The organism is Shewanella sp. SM101, assembly GCF_025654465.1.
Lineage (GTDB): Bacteria > Pseudomonadota > Gammaproteobacteria > Enterobacterales > Shewanellaceae > Shewanella > Shewanella oncorhynchi.
Map to the genome: position 1 here is coordinate 29,375 of NZ_JAKKRH010000012.1, position 23,083 is coordinate 52,457.

Annotated in this window: 22 protein-coding genes, 1 tRNA gene and 1 pseudogene; 10 read left to right on the forward strand and 14 right to left on the reverse strand. The window is 42.5% G+C overall.

Translation table 11 applies throughout. The features are described from left to right. Positions 1-61: 61 nt before the first annotated feature. Together L5M38_RS08385 and L5M38_RS08390 are read right to left on the reverse strand one after the other, a co-directional pair. Entirely contained in the window at positions 62-1,768 is a 1,707-nt protein-coding gene (locus L5M38_RS08385; RefSeq protein WP_263178777.1) for a cytidylyltransferase domain-containing protein, read from the reverse strand. Next, positions 1,761-3,683, reverse strand: coding sequence for a glycoside hydrolase (locus L5M38_RS08390; RefSeq protein ID WP_263178778.1), 1,923 nt, complete (start codon positions 3,681-3,683; stop codon positions 1,761-1,763). Before L5M38_RS08390 ends, L5M38_RS08385 begins: the two co-directional genes overlap by 8 nt. 209 nt (positions 3,684-3,892) lie before the next feature. Between L5M38_RS08390 and L5M38_RS08395 the strand changes: the two genes are divergently transcribed. Together L5M38_RS08395 and L5M38_RS08400 are read left to right on the forward strand one after the other, a co-directional pair. Further along, positions 3,893-4,804, forward strand: coding sequence for a class I SAM-dependent methyltransferase (locus L5M38_RS08395; RefSeq protein WP_263178779.1), 912 nt, complete (start codon positions 3,893-3,895; stop codon positions 4,802-4,804). A gap of 24 nt (positions 4,805-4,828) precedes the next feature. Continuing rightward, on the forward strand, positions 4,829-6,031 hold the full coding sequence (locus tag L5M38_RS08400) for a class I SAM-dependent methyltransferase (protein WP_263178780.1): 1,203 nt from the start codon (positions 4,829-4,831) through the stop codon (positions 6,029-6,031). Between the two features lie 291 nt (positions 6,032-6,322). Here L5M38_RS08400 and L5M38_RS08405 read toward each other — a convergent pair. The 9 genes and pseudogenes from L5M38_RS08405 to L5M38_RS08445 form a co-directional block, all read right to left on the reverse strand. Next, positions 6,323-6,831: pseudogene (locus L5M38_RS08405) on the reverse strand (IS5 family transposase); the annotation flags it as partial. Between the two features lie 161 nt (positions 6,832-6,992). After that, positions 6,993-8,219 (reverse strand): ATP-grasp domain-containing protein, encoded by a 1,227-nt coding sequence (locus L5M38_RS08410; RefSeq protein WP_263178781.1) that lies wholly within the window; start codon positions 8,217-8,219, stop codon positions 6,993-6,995. Positions 8,220-8,310: 91 nt separating this feature from the next. Beyond that, complete coding sequence (locus L5M38_RS08415; RefSeq protein ID WP_263178782.1) at positions 8,311-9,045, reverse strand: SDR family NAD(P)-dependent oxidoreductase; 735 nt, start codon at positions 9,043-9,045, stop codon at positions 8,311-8,313. Beyond that, positions 9,038-10,783: a thiamine pyrophosphate-binding protein gene (locus tag L5M38_RS08420; protein ID WP_263178783.1), complete on the reverse strand. Its 1,746-nt coding sequence runs from the start codon at positions 10,781-10,783 to the stop codon at positions 9,038-9,040. Before L5M38_RS08420 ends, L5M38_RS08415 begins: the two co-directional genes overlap by 8 nt. Then, positions 10,783-11,655 (reverse strand): N-acetylneuraminate synthase family protein, encoded by an 873-nt coding sequence (locus tag L5M38_RS08425; protein WP_263178785.1) that lies wholly within the window; start codon positions 11,653-11,655, stop codon positions 10,783-10,785. The genes L5M38_RS08420 and L5M38_RS08425 overlap by 1 nt, the downstream gene beginning before the upstream one ends. Before the next feature lie 78 nt (positions 11,656-11,733). Beyond that, entirely contained in the window at positions 11,734-11,973 is a 240-nt protein-coding gene (locus tag L5M38_RS08430) for a hypothetical protein (protein ID WP_006082449.1), read from the reverse strand. Further along, a complete protein-coding gene (locus tag L5M38_RS08435; RefSeq protein WP_263178786.1) occupies positions 11,970-13,298 on the reverse strand; it encodes a motility associated factor glycosyltransferase family protein in 1,329 nt (442 codons plus the stop codon). Before L5M38_RS08435 ends, L5M38_RS08430 begins: the two co-directional genes overlap by 4 nt. 51 nt (positions 13,299-13,349) lie before the next feature. Next, positions 13,350-13,425: transfer RNA gene (locus tag L5M38_RS08440), tRNA-Arg, on the reverse strand. 55 nt (positions 13,426-13,480) lie between these two features. After that, a complete protein-coding gene (locus tag L5M38_RS08445) occupies positions 13,481-14,647 on the reverse strand; it encodes a flagellar assembly protein FlgT (protein WP_263178787.1) in 1,167 nt (388 codons plus the stop codon). Positions 14,648-14,925: 278 nt separating this feature from the next. On the opposite strand from L5M38_RS08445, the gene L5M38_RS08450 reads away from it, so the two are divergent. Together L5M38_RS08450 and L5M38_RS08455 are read left to right on the forward strand one after the other, a co-directional pair. Then, the gene (locus L5M38_RS08450; protein ID WP_263178852.1) at positions 14,926-15,558 is read left to right on the forward strand and encodes a FlgO family outer membrane protein; all 633 of its coding nucleotides are present in this window, start codon (positions 14,926-14,928) and stop codon (positions 15,556-15,558) included. Next, positions 15,555-16,004, forward strand: a complete 450-nt coding sequence (locus L5M38_RS08455; RefSeq protein ID WP_263178788.1) for an LPP20 family lipoprotein — start codon at positions 15,555-15,557, stop codon at positions 16,002-16,004. Before L5M38_RS08450 ends, L5M38_RS08455 begins: the two co-directional genes overlap by 4 nt. Positions 16,005-16,146: 142 nt before the next feature. Here the strand turns inward: L5M38_RS08455 and L5M38_RS08460 are convergent, their stop codons facing one another. The 3 genes from L5M38_RS08460 to flgA all read right to left on the reverse strand — a co-directional run bounded on the left by L5M38_RS08460 (position 16,147) and on the right by flgA (position 17,681). Next, positions 16,147-16,572 carry a flagella synthesis protein FlgN gene (locus L5M38_RS08460; RefSeq protein WP_011847321.1) on the reverse strand — a complete coding sequence of 142 codons (426 nt, stop codon included), beginning with the start codon at positions 16,570-16,572 and terminating at the stop codon, positions 16,147-16,149. 2 nt (positions 16,573-16,574) lie between these two features. After that, entirely contained in the window at positions 16,575-16,898 is a 324-nt protein-coding gene (gene flgM, locus L5M38_RS08465; protein ID WP_006082433.1) for a flagellar biosynthesis anti-sigma factor FlgM, read from the reverse strand. A gap of 75 nt (positions 16,899-16,973) precedes the next feature. Next, a complete protein-coding gene (gene flgA / locus L5M38_RS08470; RefSeq protein ID WP_263178789.1) occupies positions 16,974-17,681 on the reverse strand; it encodes a flagellar basal body P-ring formation chaperone FlgA in 708 nt (235 codons plus the stop codon). A gap of 205 nt (positions 17,682-17,886) precedes the next feature. Between flgA and L5M38_RS08475 the strand changes: the two genes are divergently transcribed. The 6 genes from L5M38_RS08475 to flgE all read left to right on the forward strand — a co-directional run bounded on the left by L5M38_RS08475 (position 17,887) and on the right by flgE (position 22,952). Beyond that, positions 17,887-18,807 (forward strand): chemotaxis protein CheV, encoded by a 921-nt coding sequence (locus tag L5M38_RS08475; RefSeq protein ID WP_006082431.1) that lies wholly within the window; start codon positions 17,887-17,889, stop codon positions 18,805-18,807. 99 nt (positions 18,808-18,906) lie between these two features. Continuing rightward, a complete protein-coding gene (locus tag L5M38_RS08480) occupies positions 18,907-19,746 on the forward strand; it encodes a CheR family methyltransferase (protein ID WP_263178790.1) in 840 nt (279 codons plus the stop codon). Between the two features lie 143 nt (positions 19,747-19,889). Continuing rightward, entirely contained in the window at positions 19,890-20,294 is a 405-nt protein-coding gene (gene flgB / locus L5M38_RS08485) for a flagellar basal body rod protein FlgB (RefSeq protein ID WP_006082429.1), read from the forward strand. Between the two features lie 2 nt (positions 20,295-20,296). Next, complete coding sequence (flgC, locus tag L5M38_RS08490) at positions 20,297-20,713, forward strand: flagellar basal body rod protein FlgC (protein WP_006082428.1); 417 nt, start codon at positions 20,297-20,299, stop codon at positions 20,711-20,713. A 24-nt stretch (positions 20,714-20,737) separates the two neighbouring features. After that, positions 20,738-21,508 carry a flagellar hook assembly protein FlgD gene (gene flgD / locus L5M38_RS08495; RefSeq protein WP_131523075.1) on the forward strand — a complete coding sequence of 257 codons (771 nt, stop codon included), beginning with the start codon at positions 20,738-20,740 and terminating at the stop codon, positions 21,506-21,508. An 82-nt stretch (positions 21,509-21,590) separates the two neighbouring features. Continuing rightward, positions 21,591-22,952 (forward strand): flagellar hook protein FlgE, encoded by a 1,362-nt coding sequence (gene flgE / locus L5M38_RS08500; protein WP_105251929.1) that lies wholly within the window; start codon positions 21,591-21,593, stop codon positions 22,950-22,952. The last annotated feature ends 131 nt before the right edge of the window (positions 22,953-23,083 follow it).

Sequence of the window (23,083 nt, forward strand, 5' to 3'; positions counted from 1 at the left end):
GTACCATTTCGGCAGCCTCTGGCTAGCGAGTAGCATCTATTTACTTAAACTTTTGATGGTTCTAGACACTTTGTTCCAATAGCCGTTGAATATCTTCCATTAGATTTATCATACCAGCGTGGTCGTTAAATACTCTGCTTGCTTCTTTTTGTAGTTTTTGTCTTGCGTTACAATCACTCAATAAAGCTTCAAGTTTTGAGATCGCATCAGGAAGGGAACTACTCGTAAGGCAGCAGTGCTCTTTGATAAGCAATTCGAGTTCTACGCTATCACACAAATGTTGTGTCGGGAGTAATATGCTAGCAGCACTTGAGAAGATGGATTCGAATAGTGACAAGCCATAGCAAGTTAAAATGATTTCTGACTCTGCGATTAACTCATGAAGATCATCGGGATCTGTCAGTACACTTATTGTGGAGCTTAATGGCAATAAGGGGGGGGGAGCCAGTGGCCCTTGTACCCAAATAATAGGCCAATCAGTACAAAGTTTTGATAGTAGCGTGGGTAAAATGGTGCCGTAATCGAGTGCATCACTGCCACCTGTCAATACAAGAATTTGGTGTTTCTTTGTTTGTTGTAGCATTGAAGGAAATAGATAGTTTTGCCAGCCGACAGAGACCTTAGGATGCTGAAATGAATTATTGAAGCTAGGGATAAATAACCAATCTAGCTCATCGATTATTGATATGAGTTTATCTATTCCTACAATTTTGGTGTTTTTATCTCCGAGTGGCTGGAGTGTCTTTCTAAGTGCTGGTAGTGAAATAAAGTCTGGATGTAGATCAAGTACAATGAGTGGATTTGGATCCAAAATCATGGCTTTCAGCAACTCATTTTCATTCTTATACCAGTGAAGTCGGGGTGATGTTTTTTCAAGCTGTGGTCCTTCATATTGGACGTGTACTATGGCCCCAATTCCAAGATACTCTTGCAATGCATCGGCAATCAATTTGGACCGCTTGTAATGTCCCAAGCCAATAGAGGGTCCTAGATGGCAATAGATACTGGCCTTTGCGTAAAGTTTATTTGCCGCTTTTTGTTTCACATGATTGTTGATAGCCGCTAGCATTGGATCTTCTAATAACTGTTGTTGCACCCATACTAGGCTGACAATGGTGTCTACAGTATGGATCTTGTACCAACGGCGATACACTTCTTCCATAAAGCGATAGTCTGCTTGGGTATCTACTGATATTCGGTGTTTTATCTGCGAATAATTTGCGCTATCGGGAATACTTAAGTAGTCAAGCACTGGGGTGATTCTATCCGCGTAGCCCACGTGCTCCCTCGACATGGCACATTGGCTTACAGACATCAGTTTTTCCCATCCTTTGCGACTGTAAAATGCCATGCCTTCGTGAATAGAGATGACTCCATCATGGAGTTTGATGCTGTCTTTGCCCGAAGCCTTAAGCCTTGTCAGGGCATAATCGATAAAATCAGGAGCAATGAGTGGGCAATCACCGCAAATATAGATAATAAAGTCAGGTGCTTGTCTTTGGATAATGTTATCGAGTCGTGCCATTAGATCGTTAACATCTCCTTCAAAAGGATGGCAACAAATTTGGTGGGTATGTGCCCAATTAATGAGAGGTTTATTAAAATCATCAGCAGTGGTCGCCAGTTCAAAACTATTAACCTCTTGGCACAATGTTAGGCGGCGCCATAACTGTTCAATAAGCGGCTTCCCTGCGAGCTCTAATAAGTGTTTGCCTGCGAGACGACTAGAGTTAAGGCGAGCACCAACAATTGCAAGGGCTTTAGACATGACAAGGTCTCATGGTTGGGGTGATACAGAGTAAAAAGTTGAGCAAATGCCCCCCAGATTTTAGGGTTTCATCAGCTTCAGCAAGGGAAAACCACAGACGGTTCAAATATTGATTGTTAATTTTTTTACTTGAGATCATTGGCAGTGCTGCACAGTTGGCAGGGTTCCAACTTATGTGTATTCCCCGAGTCTTACTGCCAAAGCTGATGGTACCATTTGTAGCGCCTAGTGCACTTGAGGAGGATACGATGGAAGATACTGCGGCTCCTTGATCCATGTCATCAGTAATTTGGAAAAACTCATCTTGGTGTCCACCTAAACGTGTTTGGTACCATGCGCGTTGTTCGCAGTCTAATAAAGTCATAAAACCAAGACGTACCGAGGCTTCGGGCCTATGGCTGTCCTCAAAACAAAACCCAGTGTATAAGCTTTCGTTATCCAGTTTATACCATTTAATTAGACCGCCACTGTTTAGCGATTGTTTACAAAAGATGGCAAGGCAGCCATCCAGTTCACCGAGTTGATATTCAACTCGGTTGAGATCGGCCACCCTGTCTCTGTCGCGAAAGCGCTCGAGTAATAAATGGTTGCTATAAAAATCAGCTCCGTAGCTGATATGATCGAAATAGCCATGGGAAAGAGTGCCTATAATGGGTTCAAACCCTTGACTGGAAAAGGCTAGAGTATCAATAGCAAGACCTCTATTGCCATTGAGAGATAAGTATAGATAGGGTGTTCGGATGTGCAGCCTGCGTCGTTCTGCATCGTAATCTAGTATTACATCTGCTCTGGGAATCCATGGAGCGAAAGTTGGTGACTTTGAGGATGGTGTCGTTAGCTTTAGCGCGTTATAGCGATTATTTGTTAGATGGGTTCTAAGATCACTGGCCCAAAGACGGCAAAGGTTTCGCCATTCATTATCATCGGCATTAGGCTTAATTTGGAGTGAAGCGAGGTGTTTATAACATAGGGTATTCAGCAACAGATCGTTGCGCCCGCTTAATCCCCAACGGCACAGATTATATTTGGCTTGTTTTTTTACCGATACTGGATGATGGGCATTAGTCAATTTCAGTGGTTTGCTCGGCTGCCAAAGCGACAAAATACTGGATGGGCATACCCATCGATACTTTTTCATTTCTTTAATAGCATTAAATAAAGTTTTAACTCGCAGCCATTCTCCTGTTATTTCATTGGCTTCTGTTAGGTAGCGTCCTGGACGAAAATCAAATACCTCTGCATCACTGCCATAAACGGGAAAAGCGATTGTGCCGGGTTTAAGTACTTTGAGCAGATAATTGAGGTAATCTCCCTGTGTTAGCTCTCCATGAACGTAACGCTGAAATTTTTGAAAAGCTATAGCATGGTTCCAGATAACTTTAATTTTTCTGCCGCTTGCGCTTACTAGTGACTGCGGGCGCTCAAGTAGCTGAGGGTGCCAGTCAGGATTATGAGAGAAAGGATTGTCCCATTCGACTACCACTGCCTCGAAACCTTCATCAATATATATATCTAAGAGACCTGCCGAGACCGCCTGCTCATTGAGATAGGCAATATTGGGTTTAATTCCTAGCTCATGCTGATAGTAGTCTTGGCCAAGTTTTAAGTTTACTTGGTTTACCTTGGCAGGAATAAGCGGACCAATGATCTGGCTATCGCCACTGGCTACTAATTCGCACTTGCCTAACAATAATAATGACTTGAACGCATTGACCCATTCAGGATCTACAGCCTTAATTGCTTCAAGGGTACTTGCTGTCATTTCCAGACCAAGGGCTATGCCATCTTGGGCTAATTCCAGTAAGGGCCAGTAACAAAGTTTAACTACTTCATCATGCCTCTCATTTTCAATTGATGAGAAGGCAAGGTTTAAGTGGAAAATGGTATACAGGGCAATAGATTGATCCTTTGGCATTTTTTTACTTACTCTTTAATTAGTTAGCCAATAATGATGATTGAGTTTAAAAATAGCAGAAGCAATATAATATATACCGCTAATGAGCAACCAGTTGCTAAAATCTTAGCAGTTATAGGGAGTTTGTTACAACTTCATATTAATTGGCTTGAAATTTGCTTGTTCTTGGAAAAGCCAAATTAGTGACACCGTCCATTTGAGGAATAGAGATGCATCAAAAGACTTCTGAGCAACACATCGGACATCTCGTCGATGATATCGATGGTTTTCAAGTGATTGAATGCCAAAGTTGTGGTTTCAAACATGTACACCCTCTTCCTACCGAAGATGAACTGGAAAAAATCTATCGGCATGAATACTACACTTTAGATAAACCTTTATTTTTTCAAGAAACAGAAGATGATAAAGCGTGGTGGAACATGGTTTATTCAGATCGTTATGAGACATTAGAACATTTCTTGCCGGAAACATCGAGACGGATTCTAGATGTGGGTTCTGGCCCTGGGCATTTTGTTAATTATGGTCGACGGCATGGATGGACTGCATTGGGGATAGAGCCGTCCTCGCAGGCGTGCGAGCATGCAAGAGGTTTAGGAGTAGAAGTTGTAGAGAATTTTTTTAATCAAGAAACCGCGAATACTCTTGGAAAATTTGATGCAATTCACGCCAACGCAGTTCTTGAGCACATCCCAAATCCTAGAGAAATGTTATCACTATGCAGAGAAGCCCTAGTACCTGGCGGTATCTTGTGCGTTGTAGTTCCTAATGACTATAACCCATTTCAGGAAACGCTTAGATCTTATGAAGGTTATCGCCCTTGGTGGGTTGCTCCTCCGCATCACCTTAATTATTTCAATTTTGAAACCTTAGGTAATTTGCTTGCTTCTGTCGGCTTTGATGTTGTCATGAAAGAAACAACCTTTCCAATAGATATGTTTTTGTTAATGGGTGACAATTATGTTGGGTCACCAGAACTAGGGCGTGCTTGTCATAAAAAGCGTATGAGATTTGACACCCAGTTGTCGAAAGCTGGTAATAATCAGGTCAAAAGAGAGTTTTATCGTGCGCTTGCCAGTGTTGGAATAGGGCGAGAAGTTGTCCTTTTTGCTAAAAAATTATAAATAATACGCCATGTAGGGGTAGATATGAGTAATATCAAAGTATTGATTCAGGCTAGTTCTCTCTCTTGGGCTGGAGGTAGAGATATTTGTATGGGATTGGTTGACGGTGAAATTGCCGTTGTAAGGACTGTTAAGCGTGCATTGAGTGCATTTCCAGAGGCTCAGATTTGTTTAGTTGCCCCTGAGTTTGACCGCTACGGCGATCTAAAAGGGATTGTTGATGACATTGCCGATAACCGATTGCAAGCATTTTTCGGATTTGATGAAAGTCCTCTTAGTCGTATGGTTGCGGCATCAACTGAGTTGCAGGACGATGATTACATTGTCCGAGTTGATGGTATTCATTTCTGCTTTGATACTAATCTAAGCAAGCAGATGGTTAATCTTGCACAGAAAAAAAACCTTGATTGTATTAAGCTACCTGCCGATTTTCCCGTTCATTTTAGCTCTGAAGTCTTTCGAGTAGGCGCGCTTAGGGAATTGATTAAAATCCTTAATAAACCTGAGTTGGCAAAGTTCCACGTTCATCCAAAATGTTATTTTGAACTCAATCGCTATGATTATCAGTTTGAGTATTTGCACTCGTTACCTCAATATACGGATGAATATTTAAAAGAGTGTAGACAGTTGACACAAGAGATATATGAAACTCCGCGTTTGGAAGTAAGTAATAAGCGTATATCATTTGCTGATACACCTAGTTATCACTATCAGCTCGCTCTTAAATATTTAAATCACAATATGAAAGTATTGGATGTTGCTTGTGGTGATGGATATGGTGTCAGGATGATGTCTTCATTTTTAGCTGAAGTTCATGGAGCTGATTTAGAACCAGAAAGTATAGCTAATGCCAAGGCTTATTCGACTAAAGAAAATATAGCATATTTTGTCGAAGATATCACAGGTATGTCTTTCGATGATGCTTGTTATGATGCTGTAACCTGTTTCGAGACTTTAGAACATGTACAAGAAAATGCTTGTCTGAAAGAGTTGCAACGGATAATAAAGCCAGGTGGGATGTTGGTTCTAAGTACCCCACAAAACAGTTTTGGTCATATTCCTGTAAACTCCTGTCATATAGTAGAATATAGCTTAGATTATTTGTTGAAGTTAGTAGGGCAATACTTTTTTGTTGTTAAAGTGATTGGGATTAAAGCTGGAACTATTCATGATGACGCTGATCCGTATGGAACGAACACTTTTCTAGTATGTATTAAGCCACTTTAATAAAATATTAAAGTTATTTATTTTAAATAAATTATTTTTGAAGATATTATGTTGGTGTAATCAAATTAGTCTAGAGTTCAATCCCTAGGTAATATATTAGCGAATTAAGCAGTTAATTGGTTAAATACCACATCTGGCTGCTTAAATTTGAGTTTTTATTAGGCCTATAGTTAATTTATGTTCTTAGTTAATTCGATTAATCCATCACTTACTAGCCGTAAAGCAAAGTTTTTGGAGTAGGGCCTTAAGATATCTCTACGGTTAGGAACCTCTTGTCCATGGCGTTGTTGATTAAATCATTTCATAGAACGTAATCATTTCAAGGCTTTTGGCCGATTAAGCAACTTGCTGGCGACCAGTCTAATGACTTTGTTCATCGCCTTCACACCGGCCAATGTCTCTGTAACTTGCCCATTGTAATCACGTAAACTCAGCATTGGACTATTCAACGGTTTATATCGGCCCATGGCGGTCTCTGCTAGAGAGCGCTGGTGATAGCCGTTATCGATTTTCCATTGTTTCAGCTGACCCGCTTTCAGTGCTTCTACCGCTTCATTGCGTGGATGCCCCTTTTCCCATAACCCCGCATTTGAGCGTGGTGGGATGGTAGCTTTGCTGCCTTTACGTCGCAGTAATTGATAACAACCCTTTGTATCATAAGCCCCATCTGCCGATACCTGCGTTATCTTTCGCCGTAAAGGATTGAGTAAAGTCGGCAGTACTTCATTATCGCCTACTGACACAACACTGACTTCAGCTGTAACGACTTCGTGAGTGCTTGCATCTATGGCTAAGTGTAGTGTGCCACTACACTTGGTTGTATTGCTTCCAATTAACGATTTTACGTATTGATTTGCCCATGTTGCCGTCCTGAAGGTGAGTCAGGAGATCTGATCACGGCAACGCTAATTAGTTCACTGATTTGTTCAACAACGCCGCTATTACCTGGAGTCTGGTTTTTTTAATCATAAATGATTCTGATATTCAAAAGCGCTGCTTGTGCCTTAGCTATCGCCGCTAGTTTATTGTCTGCACTGGCAATGGCAAACCCCGATCTTTGTGTATGATTGGTTAGCGGATAAATAACACTCCCTTCCTTGATAAAAATTTTTAGCATCTCTACGCCTGTAGCGCAGCTTGCCTCCACCTCTCCCAGAATCTGGGAAACCTTACCCGGTGCAAGATCAAGGTAGCGAATAGCAACAGCACGCTGATATTTAACTGTGACTTCCTCCCTTGTCAGTGGTTCCCCTAAAGCTAGTTTGATGGCTTTCTCGATAAAATTGATCCCTGTGGCTAAGGGTATTTGAGTTGTGGAAAAGAATCCTCCAGAGAGTCGCCCAGCAATCTCGATAACCTTAGCTCCTTGTGCAGTGTAGACCATGTCGCCTTTGGCAACACCTTGATTGATGCCAAGCGCAGCGGCAGCTTGCTCAACAATGGTTATGACTTCCGCTTTGACCTCAGAACTCACGCTTGTAGGGCTATCTCCACCATTTTCAATAATGAAAGGCTTAGAGCGCGATAGCCATTCGTAGTTGCGATCGGCAAATCCCAGTGTGTAGCATTGTCCTCTATCAACTAATGTTTCTGTGCTGAACTGTTGGCCCTCAAGATATTCTTCTAGCATGACCCTTGATGTGGGGGATTCTTTGGCTGCAAGCTCCCAAGCTCTGTCGAGGTCTTTGGCTGAATCAATTAGTTGAACTCCACGAGCGCCACGGCTATCAACAGGTTTTATAATAAGTGGGAAGCCAATTGTGTTGGCTTGTTCTAGTAAGTTTGTTTTATCTGATACATCAGCAAAGCAGGGTATAGGAATCCCTTCAGACTGGAGTTTGATTTTCATCGCAAGTTTGTCTGATACTAAAAATGCGCTTTCAAGTGATAATCCTGGAAGACCTAGCGCATTGCTCACTGTTGCGACACTCAGAGGCACATCTGCACACATGGCGATAATGCCATGAACTGCTATTCCAGATGTAATAAGGGCTTGGATTTTCTTAAGAATACCTTGGCCGTGATAGGTACTCTCAATAATTGGCCAATCGGCCATACTTAAGCCTGGTGCCTCAGCATTTCCGTCGACAATGATGAGTTTTAGTCCCATCGCTTTAGCGATTTTAATTCCTTCACAGGCTTCGATTCCTGCGCCGATAATAAGTAAGTGCTTGTGGTCATTTGACATTATTGTTACTCGGTATTTATACACTTTGGGACAGTTTAATATTTTTAACTTTGATCAACAATTGCTGATTACCACTCTGCCTTTATCACAACTAGCTAAAGTACATGCCGCCATTAGCGTTGAGCGTTTGCCCGCAAAGATAATTGCTGTCATCGGAAGCAAGAAATAATGCGATGGCGTTTATATCGCGAGTATGGCCCAGTCGTTTGGCCGGAATTGCTGCCACTTTTTGTTTACCCAGTTCAGATGCTAACTCATTACGTGTCATTTCTGTTTCAACTAGGCCTATTGATATAGCATTACAATTTATGCCATCGGCTGAATATATTTTAGCAATAGACTTAGTTAAGTTGAGTAAACCGGCTTTTGCCGCAGCATAATGAACTTGGTTAAATCCTCCCCACTGTCCACCAATAGAACTAATGTTGATGATCTTTCCCCATGTATTTGCTTGCATTGCTGGAATACAGGCTTGAGTTAGTAGAAATGGTCCACGTAAATTAGTATTGAGTATCACTTCAAAATCGTTAGCAGTGATTTCTAAGTAAGGCTTTTCCTGCGCAATAGCCCCATTATTTATAAGAATATCAATAGTACGCGAAAAATGATGTTCAATTGCGTTAACACAGGTACTTATACTGTCAGGAATAGACTGATCTAGATAAAATGCATACACATTTGGACCTAGCTCCTCTGCTAATTCAGTTGCTGCATTTGCATTATGGCAATAGGTCATTGCGACTAAATAATCATTGGCGGCAAAACTACGCGCTAATTCAGCACCGATACCACGACTCCCACCTGTTATGAGCACTAGCTTAGTCATGGTTCTTACCCCTTGGCTTGCCTTGGGCATCAAAATATGGCCACATCTTATCTGTTGCTTGTCCACCAAGTAGCATAGGTAAAATATCGTGTTGAGGATTTATCTCTACATGGAGTAAAACAGCCGCTTTGGCTTCGATGAATGCGGTGAGCGCTTGTTCAAGTTCAGCTTCTTCGGAACAATGGATAGCTTGAATACCGTAACCTTGTGCTATGAGAGCAAAATTGGGCGAATGTTTATTGCCGCATGCGGTATCTGTTTCCCAATTCATCAGTTGAAACTGGGAAACAAGTCCTAATCTATGGTTATCGACAACAAGAATTTTAATATTAAGTCCTAATTCACTGATGACGTCTAGCTCTTGGATATTCATCTGAAACGAACCATCCCCAGCAATGCAGAGAATTGTAGACTCAGGAGCGTGAATAGCTGCACCGATAGCAGTAGGGAGGTCATACCCCATAGTGCCATGTCCTGCAGAAGTCAAAAGCTTGCGCTGCGGTAGTGCAAATCTGAAGTGCCTAGCAACCCAGTGTTGGTGTGCACCTACTCCAGTAGTGACTAAAGTACTTTCGGGTAAATTGTCACTGAGTTTTTTGAGTAGTTTATCTGGTGCAATACCTGGATATTCTGGATATGGCCAAGCTAATTGCGCTTTCCACTGCGTGATAGTGTTATTCCATTCAGAAAGTTCTGGAACTGATAATTTGTGTTGATTCTTTAATAAAGTATCGAAAAACTCAGTAAGTCCAGAATGAACCGCTGCATGGTGTGCTATCCGGCTGTGGGCTAATTCACCTTCATCAATATCAACTCTGAAAATTTTTGCATTCGCTGCAAAATCCGCTTTAAGCGTACCCGTTTGGCGGACATCCAATCGAGATCCTAAAACCAGTAATAAATCGGATTCTGCAATGGCTTTGCCTGCAATCTGGCTACCGGTATGACCATGAAAGCCTAAACAGCCATTATCATCAGTGGGTAGAACTCCGATACCCAAAAGACTATGACTGACAGCCGCTGGCCAATGGATTCTCAGTTTATGCAATGCTTCTACTAATGCAGGAGTCGTCATGCCATTACCGCAAATAATGACTGGCCTTTGCGAAGTATTTATTGCTTCAATTAGGGTATCAATAAATACATCAAGTTCTGCTGTATTGGTTTTCGCTAATGCAGCTGTAATCAGCTTAATTGGCTCTGTAACTGCGGTGCGTTGCACATCCATTGGTAAATCAATGGAAACGGGGCCTTTTCTGCCTTCTAAAGCGAGAGCCCATGCCTGTGGAAGGATTTCGTATAATTCCACAATATTTTGGGGTTGAAACTGTGCTTTAGTGATCGGCTTCATTAGGGCTGGGGTATCGACCTCTTGGAATCCTGATTGACGAACAGACTTACTTCCGGTGAGATCTCCCGTACCTACTTGTCCTGTGAACACCAGCATAGGTATGCCATCAAAATAGGCATCAGCGACAGGCGTTAGCACATTCGTTACGCCAGGCCCCGATGTCACTGCAACAATACCGGGTAACTGCGTTAATTTCCCCTGAGCTAAAGCTGCGTAACCCGCTCCTTGTTCATTACGAGAAGTATAAACGGCAATACCAAATCGTTTGCATGCATCTAGGAGGGGAGCGATTGTTCCTCCTGGATAGTTATGGAGTGCATAAATACCCTGATGTGCCAAAAATTCGATAACAGCATCTGCTGCCACTGTGATGGGGGACAAACTCATTATTCTGATACTCCAAATTTCTCTCTTTGATGCCGCAATGGACGTAATCCATCAAGGGGATCCGCTCGCCATTCTCTATCTGAGGCTTCACTAGCAACAAATTGTTTTTCTGGGTTGCCATCAATCACATTGGCTAATTTTATACCTTGGATTACGGGTGCAATCTGTTGTGGCAGCCAACAATGTCCTGAAGCATATTCATCGCCTTTTTCATCTAAATCTAAATGAAACTCTATGACATCGGCTCGCCATTTGTGTACAGCTCGGTTAAGTACCGCACTAGAAACAGTATGATCAGACCAGCCAACGTTAACTTTATAGCGATTTCTAAAGCTTTCTAATACCGCAAGATTGCATTCATTCTCAGGAGTTGGGTATGCCGATACGCAATGGAGCAAGGTGATGTCTTTTGCACCATTTTCTTTTAGCGTGAGTACCGCTTGATCTATCTCTTCTAAAGTAGCCATGCCAGTTGAAAGAACGACAGGTAATCCCGTTTTTGCACAGGCTACCAGTAGATCCGTCCATAACAATTCGTAGGAGGCAATTTTATAAAAATCGACATATGGAGCCAGTTCTGCAACTGCATCTAAGTAGAATGGTGTGCATGAAAACTGAATGCCATATTCATCACAACTTTGTTTTAATTCAGGCAAAAAACTGACTGGGAGCTCCCAATCTTTGCGCTTTCGATGCGTTTCACTTTTCGCCAGAATCTCGGGAGCGAAAAGTTGCTCTATTTGGAAAAGCTGAAACTTTACGGCATCGCAACCAATGTCTGCAGCAGTTTTGATAAACTCAATACAACGCTGTAAGTCTCTATGATGGTTGCTGGAGACTTCAGCGATAAAAATAGGTGAATGTGTAGTCATAGTTACTCGCAAATGGCTCGGTATAGTCTATTAACGGCAAGTCTCTGGGAAGCTTGATGCCCTGGTACTCTTGTTTTATCAGACTAGTTCTATTAGTTCATACTCTAAATAATCGGCAAGGCTTAACCAATCGTGTTGCTCTTGTGCCTGAAGCATAGAAGGCAATATTTGCTGAAAAGTCGAATTAAGGACAAGTTCTGGGCAGTTTTTTTCTATTTTATCAAGACATAACCGTAACTCTACTGAAGCCTTTGCTTCTTGACCGAGTCTAAATAAACCTGCCGTTTGCCGCAGTGAATCTTGTAGACTTAAGCTCATAATATGAGGTCCTTATACTGAGAACCGCGAATTTTAGCGCCTGATAAACTCGCTTGGTAAAACTTTACTTCTGGATGCTTAGCGATGTAGCGTTCCAAGTGTCTGAGATATGCTCTTAAGTTTAGATCCGTCGCTATCCGCTGGCCTTTGCCATTGATCAACCAGTGTTTAGCTTCCTTCACTTTCTGAATAACCGCATTAACCCATATTTGTTCTTTTATATCGTTTTGACCAAATTTGTGATCATTCCAGAACGCATGACTCTTGTTATTGCAATAACAAAAATCACACCCTAATAGGGTAATTTCTTTTGCCTTTAATTTGATCGCTAAATCAATTGCCGGATGAATGACGCTTCCACTCGTGAACAGTCTTAGTTTGGGATATCGAGAAGCGAGCTTGTCGTATATTTGACTGCCTCCATAGGCAATAAATCTTTGGCCTAACCAAGCATTAAGTACCACTGGATCAACTCGGGGAAAATAAACAAGATTGATGTCATGAGTCGAGGCTAGCGGTAAATGGTATTCACCTATCAATCCGTCAATGCAGATCACAATATCTGGTTTTATATTATTGTGAAGTAAACCACGTAATGCAGTATCGGCCGCTATGATGAGTGGCCTATGGGAACTTGAACTAATTTGTTGCAGATAATCATAATGCTCTTCTAAAGAAGGACCCGAGCCGATCACGATAGCTTTATAGCTACTATGACTATTTATTAAGCTCGCGGCATCAGGATCATGAGTAATATAAAGTTGGTTATCCTCGAAGCGTTTTAATATTGTAGGATCATCAGACTGATGTCGTTGATTAGAGAACTCACGATTGAGCTCCATGACTAATAAGTCTCTGAGAGTGGCATTTTCATCACTGACAAGAGTGAGATCTGGCGTAATTGCAATATTAGGAAAATTTAACTTTGCGCTTGGAAGCGCCGTTAAATTAATGTTTGGATGCTTTAACCATTCGCTTTGATCTGTGTAACTGATGAGGAGGGCAAAAACGCTGAGATTTAAAATGCAAACATCAATTGAAAGATACTGTGGATTATCGATAAGTAAACTTGGTACATCTCCCATACCGACACCGTAGACGGTTACGTGAGTTGCATCTGCAGGTAATGTGCTGATAAAGAGCTGGGCTTCGGCAAGGCGGTCATGACGGCTGCTGAGTTGAATGCCATTGACACTGATAGTTTGATTGCGACCGTTGACAAGGTGGGCATCTAATTCATTGATAGTTTGGCTTTTGACCGCAGCTGCTACGATAGGCCAACGCTTGATGATAATATTGAGATTAGACGCAAATAGCTCGGTCATTCCGTTTCTCCGGAAGATTTCTGGGAGTTTGATATCACCAAGGTCACTATCTGGTCTCTCCACAGGGACTCGAACCCCGATCGGCCGCTTAGGAGGCGGCTGCTCTATCCTGTTGAGCTATAGAGAGACGACAGTGATTATACTGGTTTTATCTCTGATTAAAAGGCTTATGATTTAGTTGCTTAAATCTTAAGCGCTATGTCGTTTATCTGCACATTGTAGGCCGCATTTTGGTCTAAAAGTACTGCTGTAGAGCTTTCTTCACTCACTTGTTCGATTTTTACCGTGGCTCTACTTTTGGTTGCGACGGCGCGCATTTCATTGAGTCGATCGGGTAGGTTTTGCTGTAATACGACTTGGAATTTATCCCCGACACGAATGCCATGTTTACGGCCGAGATTTAAAATGAGCCTGTCCGCTTGGCGGCTCACGACTTGGCCGAGTAAGGGTCTGCAATTGAGAGTACTGTCCAAATCGTGGGTAGCCTGTTGCATTAATTTAGTAATATTTTTGCCATAGGATGATCGCCAGAATCTGTCCGTATTCGGGGCAATAATGGCTTGTTCTTCAAATTCCCATGGCGCTGATGTGCTGTAGCTTTTACTCCAGACTTCTTCGCCACTGATCCCATGATAAAGGCTAAGTTTGAACTGGAATTGCCTGAGTGGAGCTTCATCCCAAAATCCTAAGAAGGTGGGTTGTACAGGCTCTATCGATATATCAATGATCTGCGGTTGAAGAATATATTGGCTGTCGGTAATTTCACTGAGCCAGCTTGGGAGTCGATAACCGCGAATATCCACTAGATCTTGTTTAATGTCGAGCAGCTCTTTAGCGTGAGTGTGGCTAAAACCTGTGGAAGAGTAATCTTCTATAACACTGCCTAGTTTTTCGGAAATAACTTCTTCAAAGCCTGAAAGCTGTCCGTATCTGAGCTGAGTACGATCTTTAATTTGTGCTTGAGGGATTAGAATCGCAGCCTTTAATTGTCCATTTGGACACTGCTGCGTAGGATCATCATTTAGATCGAGTCGTAGGGACACATAAATTTTGTTTCCCTGGATTCGTTCGCTAACGAGTTGGATGCTGATGGCTTGGGCGTTGCGATTTATCGCGAAGTTATTCTGTGTAAGGTTTCCGTTAGAGGTTTGTTGTTCACTGGAGATTTGAATGCCTGTGCTTAATGTCGCGTAGCTAACGGCTTGATTAATCGCTTCTTCCCTTGCTTGAGCCGTATTACCATTGATAATAGTCGCTTCACCACTGGCTTCTATCCATTCGGCCCGAGTAGGCAAAGACAGCAGTGCAAGGCTCAAAATGATGAGCGAAGCTGAACGTGGTATATGCATCAATACAATCCTTATCGCTAAGCTATTGGCGAGCTTGCTAATCGAGCCAGTTTCCTGACACTTAATCTAATATACCGACAAAGCAAATTTCATGCCTGAGTATGAGAACTTTTGATAAAGTTTCCATTGGCGCAGTCGATATACAGCGTATGAGCATAATATTGTCGGGCTGGAGCAATTTTGGTCCGAAGATTGCTGGCTTTTGTTACTCACAAAAATGAAACGCATAGAGTGTGAGTGATTTAATTGCCAGTACACCCACAGATGAGGTAAATCCAATGCTAAAGCGTGTGATTATTCCCTTAACATTGATAATGTTAGGTGGATGTGTAGCTAAACCGGTTACGCCGCCCAAACCGAGTTTAGTGGATGGCAATGGGTTGCCGCCAACGGCAGTGATCAACCATTTAGCACAGCGAATTGTGACAGAGCTCGTTAAGCAAAATGATGCTCTGCGTTCTGATCAACCAATTGTCGTCGCCACCCCAGTATTAGTGGGTGACATGAATGGCACAAATGCGTTGGCGCAGCAGTTACAGCAAGGATTAATGACGTCGCTCCATAGCTTTCAGTTTAATGTGGTTGATTTAAATTTAGCAGATGGCTTGAGAGTGACGGCTAATGGGGATTTTATTTTGACGCGAGATTGGCAACAATTGTCGAAAAATCTTCCCGTTGAGCATCTTGTCGTTTCGACTATGAGCCCAGTTACCAATGGTATGGCGATCAATACTCGGATTGTGAACATAAGTAACAATCGTGTGGTATCGGCCTCTCAAACTTTTGTGACTCAAAAAGAGTTGGCAAACTACATGCAGCCTTCGGAGCAAATTGTGTCACAAAATGGCATCTTATATCGTCAGGCGAGTCCAGGCATGAATGAAGTGCGTGTTTTAGGAGATGGAAAATGAAACGCTACCTTTTAGTTATTGCGGCGCTAATGCTAACTGGCTGCGCTGCTAAAGATAGATATGTGCAATGGGAGGATGTGCCGCCGCCGAGTTTTCCTAAGTTAACGGCCATAGGATATGCGCCCTTAGCGACTCAACCGGCTAAAGAGCAATCACAAAGAGTGTTGATGGCCATGCAAGCATCAAAAATTGTGGCCTATCGTGAATTAGTAGAACAAGTTTATGGGCAGAAAATAACGGCAAACAGCAGTGTCAGTGATTGGATGTTGACGGACGATAATGTTAAAGCGTCGGTTTCTGGTGTGATCCGTGGGGCGCGGGTCGTTAAGAGTTATCCGGCTGGCGATCATTATGTCACTGAGTTAGAACTGGATTTTTCACAGGTATGGGCGCTGTATCAACAACAGAGTCGTCCACAACGAGTGAAAGAAGTCACGTATTTCTAGTCATTTCTACATGACTCTATTGAGCCGCGTACTATGCGAGTAGTTATGCGGCTTTTCTTTTTCTGCACAAGTATCAAAGTCTAATCTTTAATCAGAGCAGAGCTTAGAAGCGGGAAATACAGAGTAGGAATTGATGCGCCTGTTAGGCCTTTAAATCATTGCCTAAACTTGAGATAGTTGAGGTCTTGCCTTTATCGTTATACGTAAGGCTGGAGGCGTTTCTACTGGCTTGTAAAGCTTGAGCGAAGCGATTGAGACTGGCTAAATTCATCTCAATTAAACTGGCATTTTGATCGTTCAGTTCTTTGCATTCAGTTAATGCGTCTTTGACAACGGCCATTTTATGCACGAGTTCGGTTTGCTGAGTGAGTTGAGACTTATCAGTGTGGTTTGCCAGAATATCGTCATTAGTCTTGAGTTCTTTCAGACATTGTGATTTTTCGTTAGCAAGAGAAAGCAGTAAATCGGCGTTTTGGTCAACCAAAGCGCCTTTTTCCTTGAGTATGATTTGCTTAAGAACAGCCAAATGGGCGTGTTGTAGATCTACCAGTTTAGCTATTTCAGTCATAGTTACTCTTTATTCAAGTCATTAAGTTCGGCTTCAAAACTTGCAATATTGGCAGCCAACTTTTCAGGGTCAATTTTATAGCGGCCTTCGGCGATAGCCTGTTTAATTTCGGCCACTTTCTTTTGATCAACTTCAGGAAGGCTCGCCATTTTAGTCTGAGCTCCTTGAAGTTGTTGCGCTTGCGCTGTAATCACCACTGAGTCGCTTCTTTGTGGTGTTGTCGATTTTGTGGCAACTTGAGCAGATTGATCGCTGCTAGTTTTAGTTGCACCTGAACGAACTTGTGTGGTCGTTGCAGTGTTGAGTTTGCTAATATCAATTGCCATTTTCGGCTCCAGCGTCGTGTGTACGGGATTTCTTAACTGGGGTATCGGCAGCTTATAAAAAAGCTTTAGATTATTTTACATTCTTACTTCAACTTCGCCAATGCCCGTGACTATAGCATCTAGTTCTTTGTTTGAACTGCTATTTTTGACTCTGATCCGATCGCCTTTATTGCCATCTTGTAGGGCTTCGCCCGCAGTTTTAAGTTCGAATGAGTTAGAACGAACATAAATAGATACCGAATCATTTTTACAAACGAAGCATAAGTTATTGCTCAATATAGGATAATCCTTCGAGACGCGTCGTTTTACTCGTACACCTGCTAATTTACTTGGGTCATCAAACTCAGCGCCTCGTAAACTATTTTGCTCAATGTAACGGATTTCAACTTGGCTAGGGGAGATGAGTTCGCCAGGTGCTAAGGTTTCAGTTGTGACAACAACGGGGAATAAAATATCCACTCTAACCGAGATATAAATTTGCCAAGGGTAAGCGAGATCTTGCGTATCGCAGCTGACTTTTAGGGTGTTATTACGGCTAATTTCCCTGTCACTAGCCAATTCAACCTTAATCGGCGACGAGCATTGTGACGGCAGCATTCTTGCGTCAACTATTTGCGGCGAAATATCGACTTTGGCATTAACGGGCACGGATATCTTTTCTGAAATAAGCGCTTTAGCTAATTCTGAGATGGCCGATACGGTGGGAACAATAGGCTCTGCACTCGCAAAAGCGGGCATGAAGAGGGCGAAAACACTAAAAAAACAGACTAAATTTACTTTCATAATGAAGAGACTAGCTTGTAACGCCAGAATGCACCTATACTTTTATCAAGTTCGAAGCTGACTACTGTAATAATATTTTGCATCACTGTCAGAAGATTGACTCAGTTTCGACTATGTTTATCGATAGATAAGACGTAAGCAATTAATATGCCTATACTCAAACGAGTCATAGGGCCGTACATAAACAGAACAACAAGGCAGAGTTATGTCGAGTATTCTTGATTCAGTCAACAAACGAACCCAGCTCGTTGGTCAAAACCGTTTAGAATTGCTGCTTTTTAAATTAAACGGACGTCAACGGTTTGGGATTAACGTGTTTAAGGTGAAAGAAGTACTGCAGTGCCCGCCACTGACTACTTTGCCTAAACTTAATCCTTATGTTAAAGGTGTCGCGCATATTCGCGGTACGACTATTTCAGTTATTGATCTGAGTGCGGCAACAGGTGGTAGACCTTTAGCGAGTACTGAAAACTGTTTCATCATTATTTCTGAATATAACCGTAGCGTTCAAGGTTTCTTGGTCAGTTCTGTTGAGCGGATTATCAACATGAATTGGGAAGCGATTATGCCTCCGCCGCAAGGTGCCGGTCGTTATTCTTATCTGACGGCTGTAACTGAAATTGAAGGTGAATTGGTTGAAATTCTCGACGTAGAAAAAATCTTAGATGAGATTTCACCGGTTAAAACCGCTATCAGTGAAGAAGCCAATGAAAAACTGACCCTCGACAGAACCCAGCATTACCATATTATGGTTATCGATGATTCTGCCGTGGCGCGTAAGCAAATTATTCGTTCACTCGAGTCATTGAACTTACAAATTGATACCGCAAAAGATGGTCGAGAAGCATTAGATAAGCTTAAAGAAATCGCCAAAGAAATGGACAATGTTGCCGATGAAATCCCTCTCATTATCTCAGACATTGAGATGCCTGAAATGGATGGCTACACCTTGACCGCTGAGATCCGAGACGATCCTAAGCTCAAGCATATTAAAGTGGTACTGCATACGTCGTTAAGTGGTGTATTCAATCAGGCAATGGTTCAAAAAGTGGGGGCCAATGACTTTATCGCTAAGTTTAATCCCGACGAACTGGCTGCTGCCGTGAATAAACACTTAAGTTTGTAAGTGCAGTAGTTAGTACCTAGATACGCTTTACGCTATAATCTCGACTTTATAACATGATGGTTTCGCACTGATTTTGGTGCTTGCTATAGGATTTAGGATGTGAATGTGCCAAATAAATCACTCGCTGAAGCTGAATATAATCAATTTAGGTTGTTCTTAGAGCAACACAGCGGCATCGTACTGGGTGAAAATAAGCAATATCTGGTGCGCAGTCGTCTAGCTCCTCTGATGGGCAAATATAACCTGCCATCCTTATCCGATGTGGTTAAGCATTCGATGAAGCCAACGGAACGTGCGCTTCGGGCTGAAGTGATCGATGCTATGACGACCAATGAAACCCTTTGGTTTCGTGATCGTTATCCATTTGAGTTATTGCATAACGTTTTGTTACCTGAGTACAGTCGTTTAGGTCGTCCACTTAAGATTTGGTCAGCCGCGTGTTCATCTGGGCAAGAACCCTATTCATTGGCGATGACGATTCTTGAGTATCAACAGAAGAAGCCTGGTGCGCTCGCGGGTAGTGCGTCAATTCAAGCCACGGATTTATCGCCTTCCATGTTGGAACGTTGCAAAAATGCTGAGTACGATAGCTTGGCATTAGCGCGCGGTTTATCCGAGGAGCGAAAGCGTCAGTTTTTTGATGCTTTGCCTTCAGGCAATATGAAGTTAAAGGATAATGTTAAGCGTTTGGTGAACTTTAGGGCACATAATCTGCTTGAAAGTTATAGCTTACTTGGTAAGTTCGACATTATTTTTTGCCGCAATGTGCTGATTTATTTTGCGTCTGAGGCAAAGGCAAAAATTTTGCGGCAATTCGCTGCCGCTCTTAATCCCAAAGGGATCTTATTTCTTGGTGCTTCTGAATCTATAGCTGGTTTAACGGATGAGTTTGACATGGTCCGTTGTAATCCAGGGATTTATTACCAGAAAAAGACTTAAGTCTGCTGCTTTAAAGAAAATTACCGACATTTGTCGGTAATTTTTTATCCATCACTTGCTCATCTCTATTGTTATTCTCATTATTCCCCTATGTTGGCACATGAATTGCTTTATTTCCGTGAGTAACACGAGGAGGCAATTTTATGGCGATCAATTTTGATAATGCACTGGGTGTGCATCAGTACACTCTCGGTATTAGAGCGCAGCGAGCTGAAGTCATTTCGAGCAATATCGCTAACGCCGATACGCCACATTATAAAGCCCGTGATGTTGATTTTTCTGCGGCAATGCAGGCCGCCCGTGGCCAACAACAGCAGCGTAATAGTCTTGAAATGCAAGAGTCAGACAAGCATTTTGGTCTTGCTGAGTTGACAGGTCAATTTGTTAAGTTCCGTGTGCCAAATCAACCCGATACCGGTGATGGCAATACCGTTGATATCCAACAGGAACAATCGGCATTCATGCAAAATGCCCTTGAATATCAAATGTCATTAGGCTTTTTAGACAGTAAGTTTAGTGGCATGAAGAAAGCGCTGAGAGGGGATTAATCATGAGTTTATTTAGCATATTTGATGTTGCTGGCTCGGGAATGTCGGCTCAATCGGTCAGGTTGAACACCACGGCGAGTAACATAGCTAACGCTGATTCCGTCTCGAGTAGCGTAGATAAGACCTATCGTTCCCGTCATCCTATTTTTGAAGCTGAAATGGCTAAAGCTCAAAGCCAGCAACAAGCCTCTCAAGGTGTTGCGGTAAAAGGTATTGTTGAAAGTGATCGACCACTACTAAAAGAATATTCGCCCGATCATCCAATGGCGGATGCGGACGGCTTTATTTATAAACCGAATGTTAATGTCATGGAAGAAATGGCAGATATGATTTCTGCTTCGCGCTCATATCAAATGAATGTTCAAGTCGCTGAAGCAGCTAAGTCTATGCTGCAACAAACACTTGGGATGGGTAAATAACATGTGTTACTTAGGAGGTAAGCTGTGAGCCTCATTAATCAAATTAACCAAGCGTCGGCGCAGACGGCTCAAAATAAGAGTCAGCCAAATGCCGTTACGACGAATTCATCAACCAGCTCAACGGGTAATCCGTTTCTTGATGGCATACGTTTGCCAAAAGATTCAATAGTACCGGAAGCAAAAAGCCAGCAGTTAACTCAAGATGACTTTTTCTCGTTATTAAGCCAACAGTTATCGATGCAAGATCCCTTTAAGCCCGTCGACAACGACCAAATGATTGCGCAGATGGCATCATTCTCGACGGTTGATGGTATTACTAAGTTGAATAAGGAAATCGTTAATTTAAACGGTGTTATGACATCAAGCCAAGCATTACAGGCATCAGGACTTGTTGGTCGCAAGGTATTGATCCCAACTGATACAGGTAACATTTCAGCTGAAAGCCCAACAATAAAAGGTGTGATTAGCACGCCAGCTAAAATTCCTGAAGTTACTGTACGTGTTGAGGATGAGAAAGGCCAAGTTGTGACCACCTTTAAAGTTGATGGCAGTAAGGGGGGCAATGTCGATGTTAACTGGGATGGCCTCGATAAAGATGGAAAACCTGTAACCGCAGGTAACTATACGATCAAGGCGAGTGGTTTAGTGGATGGTAAATCCCAAGAATTGCCAGTCTCGACCTATGCTCATGTGACCAGCGTTTCTCTCGGTACGGCCAGTACTGGCGCGATTCTTAACTTGAGAGGCGGTATGGGCATCAAGTTAACCGATGTGTTAGCTGTGTCTGAAACCTAAGTTTGCCTAAAAGAATTTTTGCAGTATCCGAATTGGGCGTAAGTCGCTCATAAATGAATTGAGTCAAGTGTAGAGGTGAATTATGTCGTTTAACATTGCATTGAGTGGCATTTCTGCCGCGCAGAAAGATTTAAACACTACGGCGAATAACATTGCTAATGCGAACACCATAGGCTTTAAAGAGTCCCGTGCTGAATTTGCGGATGTTTACGCTAATTCTATTTTTTCGAATGCTAAAACTGCTGTCGGTGGTGGTGTTGCTACGAGTCAAGTGGCACAACAATTCCATCAAGGTAGCTTACAGTTGACGAATAACTCCCTTGATATGGCGATTAAAGGTGGTGGCTTTTTCGTTACAGCCTCTGAACTGGGTACATTAGACCACTCGTTTACCCGTGCTGGAGCATTTAAGGTCGATAAAAATAATTACATGGTTGATTCTGCTGGTAATTATTTGCAAACTTTCCCAGTGGATAAAGATGGGAACTCAACATCAGTGAGTTTAACGACGGCTAAGCCGGTACAAATACCAGACACTGCGGGTAGCCCTGTAAAGACGGAGAATGTTACTTTACAAATGAACTTAAATGCTAAGGAAAGTGCACTCGACCCCGCGGCATTTGATCCTCTAGATGCAAAAACCTACAATAACGTTACATCAATGACAATTTATGACTCACTCGGTGAGCCACATATTATGACCACTTATTTTGTTAAGCCCAAAGATGGTTCGTACAATGGTGAGAACAATTGGGTGGCTTACTATGCTGTTGATGGAAAGCAAGTCGATTTAGCCGGTCCTGCTGGTACTTATCAAACAGATACCACCGGCGATGGTACGCCTGATGCAACGGGCACAGCTCAAACTGCTGGTGGTTGGAAAGGCTCTGTACTCAAGTTTAATTCTGTTGGTGTCTACACTGGTAGTGATCCTGCTATAGTCAAGACTGAGGCTTTGGGCGTCAGTGGTGCGGGTGTTTTAGGGGCTGGTGCCGATGGCACTCAAGATTTGACTGTGAAGTTTAATGCCCCAACGCAATATGCGGCTCCTTTTGGTGCAACTGAGTTGACGCAAGATGGTACGACTGTAGGTCGCTTAACTAACGTTGAAATCGGCGAAGATGGTTTAGTGACCGCGAGTTATTCTAATGGTTCAACCGTGCCTTTAGCACGGGTTGCTTTAGTTCGTTTTGCTAACGAACAAGGTTTAACGCAAGTGGGTAATACGTCGTGGAAGGCTAGTTTGAACTCAGGTCCAGCGTTAGCGGGTGAGGCAAATAGTGGAACTTTTGGTAGCATCAGTTCATCGGCGTTAGAGCAATCGAACATCGATTTGACGACTGAACTGGTTGATTTAATTTCGGCGCAGCGTAACTTCCAAGCGAACTCTCGTACCCTTGAAGTGAATAACACGCTGCAACAAACCGTATTACAAATCCGCTAATCATTACTTTATTTAACTAAGTGTTGCCGCCAGTGGCAACACTTAGCCTTTATCCTGCTGTCAACTCACTTCATTTCCTTATTCTTCAATTTTATCAGTAAATTAAAATTAATTTTTATTGGCACGATGCT